Genomic DNA, 14983 nt, shown 5'->3' with positions numbered 1-14983 from the left:
GACGCCGATGACCGCGCCAGGTGAAGCGCCCCGACAGGCCCGGGGCGCGGATCCCTTTTCATCTGGCCGGAAATATCCCGGGGTGAATGCGCGGCACGCGCAGAGGGGCAGCGCCCCTCCGGCCCTTACCCGTTCAGCGCATCCAGACGTGCGGTGACCGACAGACCGTGCGCCTCCAGGCTTTCGCTTTGCGCCAGCACTTCGGCCGCCGGGCCAATGGCGCGCAGCGCATCCGGTGTCATCTGGCTGAGCGTGGTGCGCTTGAGGAAATCCAGAACCGACAGGCCGGAGGAGAACCGCGCCGAGCGCGCGGTCGGCAGCACGTGGTTCGGGCCACCCACATAGTCGCCAATGGCTTCGGGCGTGTACTGGCCAAGGAAGATGGCGCCCGCGTGAACCGTCTGTTCGCTGAGCGCAACCGGGTCGGCAACGCAAAGCTCCAGGTGCTCCGGCGCGATGCGGTTGGACAGCGCCGCCGCCTCACCCAGATCCTGCACGGTGATCACCGCCCCGAAATCGCGCCAGGAGGCGCCGGCAATGGCGCGGCGCTCCAGCGTCTCCAGGCGTTTCTCCACCGCCTCCGCCACCGCGCGGCCAAAGCCTTCGTCGTCGGTGATCAGGATCGACTGTGCACTTTCGTCGTGTTCGGCCTGGCTCATCAGGTCCAGCGCGATCCAGTCCGGGTTGTTGTCCTTGTCCGCGATCACCAGGATCTCCGAGGGGCCTGCAATCATGTCGATGCCGACCTTGCCGAACACCCGCCGCTTGGCCGCCGCGACAAAGGCGTTGCCGGGGCCGGTGATCTTGTCCACCGGTGCGATGGTTTCGGTGCCATAGGCCAGCGCCGCGACGGCCTGCGCACCGCCAACGCGGTAGATTTCATCGACTCCGGCAATCCGTGCCGCCAGCAGCACCAGCGGGTTGATCTGACCGTCCGGCGTTGGCACCGTGACCGCCAGCCGTCCGACACCGGCCACCTTGGCCGGGATGGCGTTCATCAGCACCGATGACGGGTAGGACGCAAGCCCGCCCGGCACGTAAAGCCCCGCAGCCGACACTGCCGACCAGCGCCAGCCCAGCGTTGCGCCGGCCTCATCCGTCCACTGCGCATCCTGCGGCATCTGGCGCGCGTGATAGGCGCGGATGCGGTCTGCCGCCAGCTCCAGTGCGGCGCGTTCTTCGGGGGAGACTTCGGCAATGGCCGCATCAACGTCCGCTTCGGTGATGCGCAGCTGCGCGGGCGCCAGGTCCAGCCGGTCGAATTTGGCCGTCAGCTCCACCAGCGCCGTATCGCCGCGGGCGCGCACGTCCGCGATGATCCCGGCCACGATGGCGTCCACATCCGGGCTGTCCTCGCGCTTGGCGCCCAGCAGCGCCGTGAAGGATGCTTCGAAATCGGTGTCACGGGTGTTCAGAAACTGCGGCATCGGGATCTCCTTTGCCCTCGCATAGCTGCATGACCGGGCAGTCTCAAGATCTATGGGCTCAAGAAGCATGGGCGCGCGCGGCGCAAATGGACGCAATCGCGGGGCGCCGCCCCCTTTTGGACCGGTGGCCAATGCCCCCGGACCGCCAGTCCGGTTGCGCTGCCTTACTGCAAAGGCCCGGAAGAGGCCGGGCTTGTTTTGCGCTGTTCAGGATTTGTGATCCGGTGCCTTCCCCGAGGGGGCACGGTAGGGCCGGGTCACGTCGCGCAGGGAGACTTCCAGCGCCTCGACCGACAACCGGATCGCCCCGTCGCCCGCCAGTGTGAGCAGCACATGCCCGGTGCCGTCCTCGCCGGGTTCGAAACTGACGGCAAGAAGGGACAGCACCAGATCCTTGTCCTTGCGGTCGACCCCTTGCGAGGCCACCCGCAGCACATTGTCCACCACCAGCAGCGACTGCACCCGTTCATAGGCGCGGCCGCGGCGTTCGGCGGCATCCCGGTCCTCCCAGCGGAAGCGGTTCAGCAGCAGGGCAAAGCGGCGCTGCGAGGCGCGCCAGCTCATTTCGGTTGCCGGGAAAACAGCATCCTGGATCAGCGAGGAGATGACCTTGAGGTCCTCTTCCTCCAGGGCGCCCAGATTCAGCGGAACCTCGCGGCCGTCCTCGAAACTTGCATCCGCCATCACTGCTCCTTGATCCGTTCGATTTTGGCGCCGACGCCGGACAGCTTGCGCACCACATGCTCATAGCCGCGGTCCAGGTGGTAGACACGGCTCACCTTGGTTTCGCCTTCTGCGGCCATGCCAGCCAGAATCAGCGAGACCGAAGCCCGCAGGTCGGTGGCCATAACGGGCGCGCCTTTCAGTTTCTCGACGCCGGTTACCGTGGCATGGCCGCCATGCACCTCGATCTGCGCCCCCATACGCACCAGTTCCGGGGCGTGCATAAAGCGGTTTTCAAAGATCTTCTCTTCCAGCACCGAGGTGCCTTCGGCGGTGCACATCAGCGCCATCATCTGCGCCTGCAGGTCGGTCGGGAAACCGGGGAAAGGTTCGGTCACCACGTCCACCGCCCGGACCCGGCCGTTCTTGCGGCTGACGGTCAGGCTGTTTTCATTTTCGGTGATCTCGATGCCGGCCATCTCCAGTTTGTCGCAGAAGCTTTCCAGCAGGCTGCGGCGGCCGCCCAGCAGTTCGACCTCGCCGCCGCAAATCGCGGGGGCCAGCATATAGGTGCCAAGCTCGATCCGGTCGGTGACCACCTGGTGAGTTGCGCCATGCAGCCGGTCAACGCCCTGAATGGTGATGTCCGGGCTGCCGTCGCCCTCGATCTGTGCGCCCATTTTGCGCAGGCAGTCCGCCAGGTCGACGATCTCAGGCTCGCGTGCCGCGTTCTTGATGACTGTGGTGCCCTTGGCAAGCGTGGCCGCCATCATGATGTTTTCGGTGGCGCCGACCGAGGCAAAACTCAGCTCGACCACCGCGCCCTTGAGGCCGCCCGGCGCCTTGGCGTGCAGATAGCCGTCTTTCAGCTCGATCTCAGCGCCTAGCGCCTCAAGTCCGTGGATGTGCAGATCCATCGGCCGCGCGCCGATGGCGCAGCCGCCCGGCAGCGACACCACGGCCTGGCCCAGACGGGCCAGCATCGGGCCCAGCACCAGGTTGGAAGCCCGCATTTTCCGCACGATTTCATAATCGGCGACATGGCTTGTCAGGTCATGGCTCGACATCGCCAGCACCTGGCCGTCCTGCAGGCTGGACACTTCGGCCCCCAGGGACTGCAGCAGCAGGGTCATCGTCTTGATGTCGCTGAGCCGCGGCGCATTGGTAAGCGTCAGCGGCTCGTCGCTGAGCAGCGTCGCCGGCATGAGGGTCAGGCAGGCATTTTTGGCGCCCGCGATCGGGATCTGCCCGTTCAGCGGGCCATTGCCCGTTACCAGAATCGAATCCATCTGCTCTTACTCTCCGCTCTTACCTGTGTCCTGGTCCTGCTTATCAGCCCGCGCCTTGGCCTGGGCCTTGCGCCGGGCCATGTTGGCCTTGAGCGCGGCCTTCAGCCGGTCTTCTCGGGAGGCCGCAGATCCGTCGTTTTTCGGTGTTTTCTTCTCTGCCATAGAACTTCTGTAACTTAGTGCGAAAAAACCGTCCAGAATGCTCTTGCACCCCCCCGCGTTTATGCCTAAAAGCCCCCTCACCGGCGCTGCTGTAGCTCAGAGGTAGAGCACTCCCTTGGTAAGGGAGAGGTCGAGAGTTCAATTCTCTCCAGCAGCACCATCTTCCAAAATATCAGTGTTTTCAAAGGCTTGGACATGGGCCGAGTGCTTTTGATGCCGCTTTCGCATGCAAACGGCCATCGCCTGCAGGCTTGATATCCTGAAAATAAAGAAATTTCGCGCCGCGTGCGCCGTTGGCAGCCTGCCGGGCGGTTTTCAGCCGGAACCGGGCTGGCGGCGGCACAGCTGCACCCGGCCCGGCAGATTCGCAGCTGCGGGCGCAGGAAGGCGGCGGAATTCGGCTGAGCCTGAGCGAATCGCCGCATCGGCGGAGTCCGCAAATAAAACTGAAACGGCCTTTTTGCGGCCCCCGCCGCGGAGAGATGCCGCAAATCAGGGGCTCCGGCACCCGAATTAACGCTGCGGAAACGAATCCCTCTGAGTGTTTCTCACATCAACCGCCACCCGGCTGGCACAGCCCGCCGCTGCACTCTGGCTGCCGGGCAGACCGAAATGCTGATGGGAGCTGCACACTGATGACCCGACTGTCCAAATTCTGGGGCAATATGCGGCTGGGCCGCAAGCTGCCGCTGTCCATCGCCGCGCCGACAATCCTGCTGACGCTCGCTTCGGGCTTTTTCTTTGCCTGGGAAGCCGGGCAAGCGCTGAAGGCCAACCGCGAAGCCGCCTTTGCAACGCTGCTGGAGGAACGCAAGGAAGCCCTGGAATCCTGGGTGGCGGACCTGCGCTCACAGACCCGGACGCTGGTTGCCAGCAAGGCGGTGGAAACGGCGCTGCGGGATTTCTCCAACGGCTTCTACTCTCTGGGCGAGAATCCCGGAGGTTACCTGCGCGCTGCATATGCCGACGGCAACCCCAACCCCGCCGGGGAGCGTTATAGACTGCTGGACGCCAAGGACAAATCGGCCTGGTCGATCCGCCACAAGATGAACCATACCGGTTTTGTCACGTTCTTGGAGGAACAGGGGTTTCTTGACGCCTATCTTTTGGATGTTCAGGGCAACATGGTCTATTCGGTTCAAAAGAATGCCGATTTTGCACTGAATTACCTGGATGGGCCTTACAAGGACAGCGGTCTGGGCCAAGCCTTCCAAACGGCGCTGGAGCTGGAACAGGGCGATGTGTTCCTGTCGGAAATGGCCGCTTATGAGGCAGGCGGCGGTGCTGCCGCCATGTTCCTGTCCTCGCCGGTCTTCAAAAAGGGCGCGATCATGGGGGCCCTGGTCCTGAGGGTGCCTGTGAACGAAATCGCGGGGATTCTGTCACATTCCGCGCTGCTGGGGGACACCGGCCAGGCCTATCTGGTGCGCGGTGATGGCGTTGCCTTGACTGCATCCAGCCGCCCTGGCGGCCATCAGATCCTGTCGCAGCTGCCTCAGCTGCAGCAGATCGGCGCCGCGATCGGCGGCCGGGAAAGCACGTTTTCCGGCACGCCGGGGCTGTCCGGCCAGCCGGTTGAGGCGATGGCCGGCCGCGTCGGCCTGGACGACCGGACTTGGGGGATCGTGCTGGAAGTCGACAGTGCCGAGGCATTGGCTGCGCAGAAAAGCCTGGTCAATGCCGCCATGCTGCAGGCTGTTGGGGTGGCGCTGGCGGTAGCGCTGCTGTCGTGGGCGGCGGCCCGCGGCATCGCCCGCAAGGTTGCCGCCCTGTCCGGCAGCGTCGAGCATATTGCGGCCAAAGATTACGATCATCCGGTTGCGGGCAAGGGCAACGGAGACGAATTCGGCAATATCGCAGGCATTCTGGAAGGTTTGAAAACCGATCTGCAAAATGCCCAGACCGCCGAAGAGGAACGGGCAGAGCTGCAGCGCCAGCAGGGCCATGTGGTCAGCGAGTTGCGCAACGGCCTGAAAAACCTGGCAAACGGCGACTTTTCCAGCACGATTGATAAGCCCTTCCCCGAGGCCTACAAGGGCCTGCGGCTCGACTTCAACCAGACGGTCAACACGCTGAACGCGACGGTGCGCGAGGTGGTTGAGGCCACCACCAGCATCCGCAGCGGCACGCATGAGATCAGCCAGGCGTCAGACGACCTGTCGCAGCGTACCGAAAGCCAGGCTGCCACGCTTGAACAGACCGCGGCGGCACTGGACCAGATGACCGCCAGCGTCAAAGCGGCGGCCGATGGCGCCCGCGGGGTTGAAGCCGCGATGAACAGGGCCCGGGATGAGGCTGAAACCAGCGGCCAGGTGGTTCAGAATGCGGTATCCGCAATGACTGAGATTGAGCAGTCCTCAACCCACATTTCGCAGATCATCACCGTGATCGACGACATCGCTTTTCAGACCAACCTGCTGGCGCTGAACGCAGGGGTGGAGGCCGCACGGGCGGGTGAAGCCGGACGCGGGTTTGCGGTTGTCGCCTCCGAAGTGCGGGCGCTGGCGCAGCGGTCCTCGGATGCGGCAATGGAAATCAAGGCGCTGATTTCCAATTCCGGCGAACAGGTGGCCAAAGGCGTGGACCTGGTCGGCAAGGCTGGCGCGGCGCTGGACGGCATCGTCTCGCAGGTCACCCATATCTCGGGCCTGGTGTCGGGCATTGCCGAAGGCGCCGCCGAACAGTCCACCGGCATCGGCGAGATCAACACCGGCGTGATGCAGCTGGATCAGGTGACCCAGCAGAATGCCGCGATGGTGGAACAGATGACCGCGGCAGGCCAGCTGCTGAACGGCGATGCGGCCAAGCTGGCCGGGCTGGTGGCGCGGTTCGATGTCGGGCTGGCGACGGCGGCGCCAAAGCAGCCGGCCGCAGCGGAACTGCCATCGGCGCACGGCACGGGCTGGGCTGATGCGCCGGAGGGGCCGGCCGCCGTCCCGGCCCCGGATGGGTCTGCCGCCCTGATGAAATGGCAGGATTTCTGACCCCGCGCCGGACTCCTTGCTGCGGACCCGGATCCGCGCACGGGGCCGGGCCCGGGCGGCCAGGCTGCCTGCTGCCCCGTGTGACGGCCTGCCCGCCGCCGCCCGCCGGCCGCGGCCGACGCCCAGGCCGGCGCGGCACCGCCGCTGAAATAGCTGCGGTTGTGAAAACCTGTTTTTCAGACTTTAAGGAGATCTTGGAGCAGAACCGGACACCTGACGTGCAGAGCCCTGGCGGCTGTCAGAGGAGATTCGCGCAAATGCAAAAGGTGGCTATATGGCCCTGAACAAGATTTCCGCAGGCTGGCTGCGCAGGCTCGGCAACCGGACCTACCTGCCCGCCCTGCTTGCCCTGGCGGTTGTTTGCGCTGCCGGGTATTACGCCGAAAGGCAAAACGACACGATCCACTACCAGTCCGAACGCGCCAGGGTTCAGCAGCAGGCCGGGCTGATGAAGTCCAGCCTGGAGGGCCAGCTGAACGGCGACTATCAGCGGCTGCGCGGGCTTGCCGCCATGCTGGCCACCGAACCGGACATGCCGCAGGCGCGGTTCAGCCAGATTGCGGAACAGGTTCTGATGGGACAGACCGCGATCCGGCATATTGCCGCGGCCCCGGGGCTGGTGGTCTCGCTGATCTATCCGATCAAGGGCAACGAGCCCGCCATCGGGCTGGACTACACCAAAACAGCAGCCCAGCGGGAAGCGGCCTACCGGGTCCGCGACAGCGGTGAAATGGTGCTGGCCGGCCCGGTCAACCTGGTGCAGGGCGGCACCGGTTTCATCTACCGGCTGCCCATCTTCACCGGGCCGGAAGACAAGAAGGAGTTCTGGGGCATTCTGTCGGCCGTTGTCGAGACCAAGACGCTCTATGCGGAAACCGGCGTAACAGGCGGCGCCCAGACGCTGGAAATTGCCCTTACCGGCAAGGACGGCACCGGCGCGGCCGGCCAGCAGTTTCTTGGAACCGAGGAGATCCCCGCTGGGGAACCGGTCATGATGGACATCAATCTGCCGGTCGGGTCCTGGCAGCTGGCGGCCCGGCCCGCAGGCGGCTGGCAGGCCCAGCCGGGCAACCTGTGGCAGCTGCGGCTGGCGCTGCTGGCGGCCGGAACCCTGATTGTTTTCCCGACCTTCCTGGCCGGCAGGCTGTCGGCGGCGCGGCAAACGGTGATCGGGCAGCTGCGGCGCCGGGAGGCGGAGCTGGAAGCGGTTTCGCGGCGGCTGGAGATCGCGGTCAAGACCTCCCGGGTCGGCATTTGGGAATGCGATGCCGGCAACAAGCGTGTCAGCTGGGACAGCCGGATGCATGAACTGTACGGCGTCCCCCGCGAGCAGGGGCCGCTGGCGGGCAGCGCCTGGATTGCCAGGCTGCACCCGCAGGACCGGGACCGGGTGGTCAAATCCCTGGAGGCTGCCGAGCGTGCGAAAACGAATTTTGCCTCCGAGTTCCGGATCCTGCTGGACGACGGCTCCGTCAAGCACATCCGGGCTTTGGCCAGCCCGTTCACCGACACGCAGGGGCGCAGCTGGATGATCGGCGTCAACTGGAATGTGTCGGAAGACGTCCGCCTGCGCGAGGAGCTGATCCACGCCAACCAGGCGCTGTCGGAACGCAATACCGAGCTGAAGGAAGGCAAGCGGGCGCTGGAGGAAGCCCATGCCGAGCTGCAGAAACAGCAGGCGGAATTGCACCGTCTGTCCCTGGTCGCCAAACATGCCTCTGACAGCATCATCCTGACCGATGGCAGCCGCAAGATCCTCTGGGTGAACGACGCCTTTACCCGCGCCACCGGCTACGGCGCCGACGAAGCCATCGGCCGCACCCCGTCCGACCTTCTGGACGGGCCTGCCACCGACCTCAGCGTGGTGCGCGAAATGAACCGCCACAAGGAGCGTGGCATCCGCTACCACAATGAAGTGCTCAACTACACCAAGGCCGGCGAGGAGGTCTGGTTTGACACCAACATCGTACCGGTGACCGGTGCCGATGGCGAGGTCGACCTGATCATCGGTATCGAGCGCGACATCACCCGCAGCAAACAGCGCGAGCGTGAACTGGCCGAGGCCAAGCTGGCCGCCGAACACGCCGACCGCGCCAAGTCGGAATTTCTGGCCAACATGAGCCACGAAATCCGCACCCCGATGAACGGGATCATCGGCATGGCCGATCTGCTGGCGGAGGCAGACCTGACAGCCGATGACCAGCAGAACGTCGAAACCATCCGCAGTTCGGCGCAGGCGCTGCTGAAAATCATCAATGACATCCTCGACCTGTCGCGGCTGGAGGCCGGGAAATTCGCCATCAGCCGGGAGGATTTCAACCTGCGCGACTGCATCGGCGGCGCTGCCGACCTGTTCCGCCCGAAGGCGCTTGAAAAGGGCCTTTCGATGCAGGTGAGCTATGCGAACGGCCTGCCTGAACGGCTGCACGGCGACGACGGGCGGTTGCGCCAGATCCTGGTCAACCTGATCGGCAATGCGGTGAAATTCACCCCGGACGGCAAAATCGCGGTGCGGGTTTCGCACGCCGGCGCGGACCGATGCCGTCTTGTGGTCGAGGTCGAGGACAGCGGCATCGGAATTTCCGAAGCCCAGGCCAGCCACATCTTTGACCGCTTCACCCAGGCTGACGCCGCAACCACCAAGGCGTTTGGCGGCACCGGTCTGGGCCTGACGATTTCCAGCATGCTGGCCAAGCGGATGGGCGGCGGCATTTCGGTGCAGTCGCAACCTGGCAAAGGCTCTTGCTTCCGGCTGGAACTGCAGATGTCCCCCGCCAGCCAGGCACCGGATGCAGAAGCACCGGCGCTGCCGGACGCGGCGCCGCAGCTTGGCCCCTGCCGGGTGCTGCTGGCCGAGGACAATCAGACCAACCGGCTGCTGGTCCGCAAGTTTCTGCGCGGCCAGCCGGTTGATCTGCAAGAGGCCGGGAACGGCCGCGCGGCAGTGGAGATGTGCAGGGAGCTGGAGCCAGACGTCATCCTGATGGACATGTCGATGCCGGAGCTTGATGGCATTTCAGCCACGCAGGAAATCCGCAGCCTTCCCATTCGCCAGCCAGTCATCGTGGCGCTGACGGCAAATGCCTTCTCCAGCGACCGGCAGGCCTGCCTGGACGCCGGCATGGACCATTTTCTGGCGAAACCGGTGAAAAAGACGGTGCTGCTGCATACTCTTGCGGCCGTTCTGGCGGAAGCAGAAGACACGCAGCGGCGGCCCCGTGCCAGCGCCTGATGCCTCGGCCCGCCACCCTGTCCGGTTGTGGGCCGCCAAGGGGCGCGGGCGCTAGACAGCCGTACCGATGAGCGACACACCCGCGGCCATCAGCACCGCCGCGCCCAGGCGCCGCATCCAATAGCCCTCCTTCAGAATGGCAAACCCGATCAGCGCCGCAAAGATCACCGAAGTTTCCCTCAGCGCCGAGACCGCCCCCAGCGGGGCAAAGTTCTTCGCATAAAGCACCAGGCCGTAGGCTGTCATCGACACCAGCCCGCCGGCAATTCCCAGGGCCCAAGTCCGCGGGCGCAGGGCCGCCAGTGTGCGGCGCTTGCGCAAAGCAACGAAGCCCGCAATGAAGATGTGCAGGAACGCCCCCCAGGCCCAGTAGCTGAGCGTGTTGCCCGACAGCCGCACCCCGATGCCATCGACCAGCGAATAGACCGAAATGCAAAACCCGGTCCCGGCGGCAAATCCCAGTGCTGCACGGCCAACGCCGGAGCGCAGCGCTTTCCAGCTGCTAAGCTGGATGCCAAGCACAATCACCGCAATCCCGGCCCAGGCCTGCAGCGGCAGCACCTCCCCGGCAAAGATCATCGCCCAGAGGCCCACCAGTGCCGGCACGATGCCCCGCGCGATCGGGTACACGACGCTGAGGTCGCCATGCTGATAGGCGCGCCCCAGCATGTAGTAATAGCCGAAATGCACGGCAGTCGAGAGCAGGATGAAGACAAAGCTCTCAGCCGACGGCAGCGGCAGCACCGCGATCATCACGGAGGCGGGGATGACATGGCCAAAGGCAACCAGCCCCAGCGTTGTGGTGCGGTCGGCAGCGGTTTTTACAATAGCGTTCCACACCGCGTGCAGCAGCGCCGCTGACAGAATGATGGCAATGATAAAGGGGGTCATAATCGTGATAGGACTTCTATTAACAGGCCGGCTCCTGCCTCAATCGGTTTCTTCCGGCCGCATCTCCTCGATCAGCCGCGTCTCCAACAGCTGGCCGTTGCGGTAGAGCACCGGGTAGGCCACCGCTGCGATGTGGCTGTTGAACTCGCGCAGGGCGCGCAGGGTCTCCAGGTGGATGTCAGAGGTGTCGAAACTCTCCCGCCCGCCGCTCTGCAGCCGCCGCAGGTGGCGCTTGCGGCTGTCGCGCTCCATCCGTTTCAGCTCGGTCTTCTCCAGGCTCAGAAGCCGCGCGCTCTCCAGGTCGTCGGAAATCAGAACGTTGGAGGCCAGCTGCAGATTGGCCAGGATCGCCTCATGCATGCGGGTGATCTCCAGCCAGCCGTCGCGGGAGAACCGCAGCTCCTTCTTGCGCATCTCCTCGGCCAGCACCGTCAGGCGGCGGGCCACCACATCGCCCGCGGTCTCCAGCCGGATGGCGTATTCCATCAGGCTGCGGGCGGTCTTCAGCTGGTCCTTGCTGAACGCCTCCGCCGGGATCGCCGCGACATACTGGCGGATGCCGGCGAGGCAGGCGTTCACCTCCGCGTCCATCTGCTGCACCGCGCGGATCTGCTCCTTGCTGCCGCTCTCGTACAGTTCCAGCACCGGGCGGAACATGGCGCCGGCCAGATCGGCCATCCGCAGCAGCTCGCGGGTGAGGTTGGCCACCGCCTGCGCGGGCGCGCCGTAGCTGCCCTGCTTCAGCGCGCTGACCGGCCGCCCCGGCGGCTGCGCCGGGGGCGCCGCCGGATCCGGGAACAGCCGCGCAAAGACACCGCCCAGCGGCGTGCAGAGCGGCAGCGCCAGCAGCAGCAGCGCGGCGTTGAAGGCGAGATGCGCGCTGACCAGCATCTGGCCGCCCTGCGGATCGCCGAGCCAGCCCTGGCGCAGCGCCAGATGGGCGCCGAACAGGCAGATCACCGCCCAGGTGCCGCGCAGGGCGAGGTTGGCATAGGGAATGCGCCGCGCCTGCAGGTCCATGCCGCGGCTGAGCCAGACCGGAATGAAGGCGGAGCCGAAATTCGCCCCCAAGACCAGCGACAGCCCGGCGGCAAAGGGGAGCGCGCCGATCTGCACCAGGGTGACGCACATCAGGATCGCCGCGACGCTGGAATGCATCACAAAGGCCAGCGCGCCGCCGACCAGGAAGGCGGTGATGTAGTCGCGCGCCAGATAGCCCGCCACCGCAGGCAGAAAGGCGCTGTCGCGGATCGGGTCCATCGCCTCGCGCAGAAACCTGAGCGAAATCAAGATGAAAGCCACCCCCATCAGGATCCGCCCCAGCTGCCGCGCCTTCTTGGCCTCGGTCTTGACGAACAGGTAGCCGCCCGCCGCCAGCAGCATGGGCACCAGCCAGTCGAGCTTGAACGACAGGATCTGGATGATCAGCGCCGAGCCGAGATCGCCGCCCAGCACAATCGCCAGCCCGGTGGGGAAGGCGAGGTAGCCGCTGGCCGCGAACCCCGACGCAAGCAGCGCCACCGCCGCCGAGCTTTGCAGCACGATGGCGAGGGTCAGCCCCATCATGCCGGCCTGCAGATGGCTCTGCCGCCCGGTCAGCAGCCGCTGGAACGAGGCGCCATAGCTGCGCTCGATCCCGGTGCGCACCATCCGCACCGCGTAAAGCAGCAGCATCGTCGCGCCCGCGAGGCTGATCAGAAAGGTCAGGATCGCCATATCAGGTTCCGGTTTCCCCGCCGTGGCAGGAGGTCTCTGCCGTGAGGACTATCATAACTCTATCAGCACAGCCCGGCCGCGGGCGCAACGGGGACGCGCAGCACGGCCTGGGTTTCCAGCCCCCAGGCGCGGCCCGAGCTGATGTCAGATCCCTCAACCGTCCGCCCCGGGCGCGATATCGGTCTTTATCCCCCAGCCGGAGAGAGCTGCGGCCAGCTTCCTGCCAGGGGCCTGATCCGTGAACAAAAGATCAATCCTGCGCGGCGACGGGCCGCAATGCGGTGCGGTTTCGTCAAATTTGGGGTGCGCAATGGCGACAGCGAGCTGTTCGGAGCACTCCGCAACAACGCGCGCCAGCTGCGCCTCGGCCGCGCTGTGGTAGAGAATCCCCTGCTTGGCGGAGAACCCGTCCGCCGACAGGATCGCCAGGTCCAGCGCGAAGCGGCGCACCTGCTGTTCCGTGACAAAGCCGAAGGTTCCGCGCTCGTTGCTTTGCAATTCACCGCCCAGGAAATGAACCCGGTTGCCATTGTGGTTTGCCAGTGTCTGCGCGGCCCCTACGGAGTTGGTCACCACGGTCAGGCCTGACTTCTGCCGCAGCTCCTCGGCCACAAAGGCGGTGGTGGAGCCGACATCCAGAAACAGCGCCATGCCATTGCGGACATACGCCGCCGCGCGGGCTGCAATCCGCGCCTTTTCCTTCTGGTTCTCGGAAATCCGCCGGGCAAAGCTGGTCGCGCTTTGCGGCCCGGCCAGGAAGGCGCCGCCATGCACCCGCTGCACCGCGCCCGCTTTGTCCAGCGCCTTGATGGTGCGGCGCACGGTCTCCTCTGAGACGTCGAGCATCCTGGCAAGCTCCGCACTGCGGGCCGAGCCGCCAAGGCGCCGCAAGGCGTCCACAAGCTCCATTTCACGGTGGGAGAGGGCAAGAGAGTCCGGCAAGAGGCACCCCATTGGCAACTTAAGTCTTCACTCGATTAGGCATGGCCCGCCGCCGCATTACAACACCGCCCCACAATATCCCACAATTTTTTGGGATTTTCCGGCGGATAGGCCATAAACGCCCCGCAAACGCGCGCACCGCCCGTCCAGCGGCGGAGGCGCTCCCGCCCCTTTCCGGCCTGCCTGCGGCCGTCGCGAAAGCGTTGGGCGGGGCGCCGTGCGGGCCGCACGGCGCGGGCAGCGCCCCTCTTAGGGGCGCTGCCGGGCCCAAGGCCCGTGCCGGGGCATCTGCGATGCACCGGCGGGGCGCGGGAGGGCTGCCTTTGCGGCAAAGAATAACCGCCGCGGCTGATGGGCCGCGGCGGTTCGTTTCTGTCAGTGCCGTAAAGGCTTACAGGTTCGGGTAGAGCGGGAATTTGGCGCAGAGGTCCGCCACCTTGGCGCGCACCGCCGCTTCCACATCCGCGTTGCCCTCTTCACCGCTGGCCGCCAGCCCGTCTATCACCTCGATGATCAGGTCGGCGATCTGGCGGAACTCCGCCTCGCCGAAGCCGCGGGTGGTGCCCGCCGGGGTCCCGAGGCGCAGGCCCGAGGTCACGGTGGGCTTTTCCGGGTCGAACGGGATGCCGTTCTTGTTGGTGGTGATATGGGCACGGCCCAGCGCCTTGTCGGCAATGTTGCCGGTCACGCCCTTGGGCCGCAGGTCGACCAGCATCACATGGGTGTCGGTGCCGCCGGTCACGATGTCCAGGCCGCCCTTGATCAGCTGGTCCGCTAGCGCCGCCGCGTTGGCCCGCACCTGCTTCTGGTAGGCCTTGAACTCCGGCTTCAGCGCCTCGCCGAAGGCCGCCGCCTTGCCTGCGATCACATGCATCAGCGGGCCGCCCTGAATGCCCGGGAAGATCGCCGAGTTCACCTTCTTGGCAATCGCCTCGTCATTGGTCACGATCATGCCGCCGCGGGGGCCGCGCAGGGTCTTGTGGGTGGTGGTGGTGGCGACATGCGCGTGCGGGAACGGCGAGGGGTGCTCACCGGCGGCGATCAGGCCCGCGATGTGGGCCATGTCGACCATGAAATAGGCGCCGACGCTGTCCGCGATTTCACGGAACTTGGCAAAGTCGATCTGGCGCGGGATGGCGGAGCCGCCGGCGATGATCAGCTTGGGGCTATGCTCGGTGGCCAGCGCCTGGATCTGGTCGTAGTCGATCCGGTTGTCATCGCGGCGCACGCCGTAATGCACGGCGTTGAACCACTTGCCCGACTGGTTCGGCGCAGCACCATGGGTCAGGTGGCCGCCGGAGGCCAGATCCATGCCCAGGATGGTGTCGCCGGGCTGCAGCAGCGCCTGGAACACGCCCTGGTTGGCCTGGGAGCCGGAGTTCGGCTGCACGTTGGCATATTCGCAGCCGAACAGCTGCTTGGCGCGGTCGATCGCCAGGTTTTCGGCGACGTCGACATACTGGCAGCCGCCGTAGTAGCGGCGCCCCGGGTAGCCTTCGGCGTATTTGTTGGTGAGCACGGAGCCTTGCGCTTCCATCACCGCGGCGGAGACGATGTTCTCGGAGGCAATCAGCTCGATCTCGTCGCGCTGGCGGCCCAGCTCGGCCGTGATCGCGCTAAAAAGCTCAGGATCGCGCTCGGCGAGGGGCTGGGTGAAAAAGAGGTCTTTGGACATTC

The 14983-nt window shown here is 65.6% G+C and carries 10 protein-coding genes and 1 tRNA gene; 3 read left to right on the top strand and 8 right to left on the bottom strand.

What is annotated here, in order from left to right; translation table 11 throughout:
* Positions 1 to 125 precede the first annotated feature (125 nt).
* From hisD to R2C4_RS21280, 4 genes are all read right to left on the bottom strand, one after another.
* Positions 126 to 1427, bottom strand: a complete 1302-nt coding sequence (gene hisD, locus R2C4_RS19855) for a histidinol dehydrogenase (RefSeq protein ID WP_141891941.1) — start codon at positions 1425 to 1427, stop codon at positions 126 to 128.
* 207 nt (positions 1428 to 1634) lie between these two features.
* Positions 1635 to 2111: a DUF2948 family protein gene (locus tag R2C4_RS19850; RefSeq protein ID WP_141891940.1), complete on the bottom strand. Its 477-nt coding sequence runs from the start codon at positions 2109 to 2111 to the stop codon at positions 1635 to 1637.
* Positions 2111 to 3379, bottom strand: coding sequence for a UDP-N-acetylglucosamine 1-carboxyvinyltransferase (murA, locus tag R2C4_RS19845; protein ID WP_141891939.1), 1269 nt, complete (start codon positions 3377 to 3379; stop codon positions 2111 to 2113). Before murA ends, R2C4_RS19850 begins: the two co-directional genes overlap by 1 nt.
* A 6-nt stretch (positions 3380 to 3385) precedes the next feature.
* Positions 3386 to 3541: a hypothetical protein gene (locus R2C4_RS21280; RefSeq protein ID WP_008556790.1), complete on the bottom strand. Its 156-nt coding sequence runs from the start codon at positions 3539 to 3541 to the stop codon at positions 3386 to 3388.
* Between the two features lie 85 nt (positions 3542 to 3626).
* Between R2C4_RS21280 and R2C4_RS19840 the strand changes: the two genes are divergently transcribed.
* The 3 genes from R2C4_RS19840 (at position 3627) to R2C4_RS19830 (ending at position 9757) form a co-directional block, all read left to right on the top strand.
* Positions 3627 to 3701: transfer RNA gene (locus R2C4_RS19840), tRNA-Thr, on the top strand.
* A gap of 475 nt (positions 3702 to 4176) precedes the next feature.
* Positions 4177 to 6525 (top strand): methyl-accepting chemotaxis protein, encoded by a 2349-nt coding sequence (locus R2C4_RS19835; RefSeq protein ID WP_167510278.1) that lies wholly within the window; start codon positions 4177 to 4179, stop codon positions 6523 to 6525.
* 274 nt (positions 6526 to 6799) lie between these two features.
* On the top strand, positions 6800 to 9757 hold the full coding sequence (locus R2C4_RS19830; protein WP_141891937.1) for an ATP-binding protein: 2958 nt from the start codon (positions 6800 to 6802) through the stop codon (positions 9755 to 9757).
* A gap of 51 nt (positions 9758 to 9808) precedes the next feature.
* Here the strand turns inward: R2C4_RS19830 and R2C4_RS19825 are convergent, their stop codons facing one another.
* From R2C4_RS19825 to glyA, 4 genes are all read right to left on the bottom strand, one after another.
* Positions 9809 to 10648 (bottom strand): DMT family transporter, encoded by an 840-nt coding sequence (locus R2C4_RS19825; RefSeq protein ID WP_141891936.1) that lies wholly within the window; start codon positions 10646 to 10648, stop codon positions 9809 to 9811.
* A 39-nt stretch (positions 10649 to 10687) separates the two neighbouring features.
* A complete protein-coding gene (locus tag R2C4_RS19820; RefSeq protein ID WP_141891935.1) occupies positions 10688 to 12364 on the bottom strand; it encodes a Na/Pi cotransporter family protein in 1677 nt (558 codons plus the stop codon).
* 153 nt (positions 12365 to 12517) lie between these two features.
* The gene (locus R2C4_RS19815) at positions 12518 to 13306 is read right to left on the bottom strand and encodes a DeoR/GlpR family DNA-binding transcription regulator (RefSeq protein ID WP_416361464.1); all 789 of its coding nucleotides are present in this window, start codon (positions 13304 to 13306) and stop codon (positions 12518 to 12520) included.
* Positions 13307 to 13697: 391 nt separating this feature from the next.
* Positions 13698 to 14981, bottom strand: a complete 1284-nt coding sequence (glyA, locus tag R2C4_RS19810; RefSeq protein ID WP_141891933.1) for a serine hydroxymethyltransferase — start codon at positions 14979 to 14981, stop codon at positions 13698 to 13700.
* Between the last annotated feature and the right edge of the window lie 2 nt (positions 14982 to 14983).

Origin of the sequence: Leisingera aquaemixtae (assembly GCF_006740765.1) — a bacterium.
GTDB lineage: Bacteria > Pseudomonadota > Alphaproteobacteria > Rhodobacterales > Rhodobacteraceae > Leisingera > Leisingera aquaemixtae.
Note: the sequence above shows the minus strand (reverse complement) of the source record. Positions and strands in the feature narration are given on the sequence as shown.

What these genes read in the sequence shown, in the direction of transcription:
- glyA (WP_141891933.1), bottom strand. Translation starts at nt 14,981, where the DNA reads ATGTCCAAAGACCTCTTTTTCACCCAGCCCCTCGCCGAGCGCGATCCT.
- R2C4_RS19825 (WP_141891936.1), bottom strand. Translation starts at nt 10,648, where the DNA reads ATGACCCCCTTTATCATTGCCATCATTCTGTCAGCGGCGCTGCTGCAC.
- R2C4_RS21280 (WP_008556790.1), bottom strand. Translation starts at nt 3,541, where the DNA reads ATGGCAGAGAAGAAAACACCGAAAAACGACGGATCTGCGGCCTCCCGA.
- R2C4_RS19830 (WP_141891937.1), top strand. Translation starts at nt 6,800, where the DNA reads ATGGCCCTGAACAAGATTTCCGCAGGCTGGCTGCGCAGGCTCGGCAAC.
- R2C4_RS19820 (WP_141891935.1), bottom strand. Translation starts at nt 12,364, where the DNA reads ATGGCGATCCTGACCTTTCTGATCAGCCTCGCGGGCGCGACGATGCTG.
- murA (WP_141891939.1), bottom strand. Translation starts at nt 3,379, where the DNA reads ATGGATTCGATTCTGGTAACGGGCAATGGCCCGCTGAACGGGCAGATC.
- R2C4_RS19850 (WP_141891940.1), bottom strand. Translation starts at nt 2,111, where the DNA reads ATGGCGGATGCAAGTTTCGAGGACGGCCGCGAGGTTCCGCTGAATCTG.
- hisD (WP_141891941.1), bottom strand. Translation starts at nt 1,427, where the DNA reads ATGCCGCAGTTTCTGAACACCCGTGACACCGATTTCGAAGCATCCTTC.
- R2C4_RS19835 (WP_167510278.1), top strand. Translation starts at nt 4,177, where the DNA reads ATGACCCGACTGTCCAAATTCTGGGGCAATATGCGGCTGGGCCGCAAG.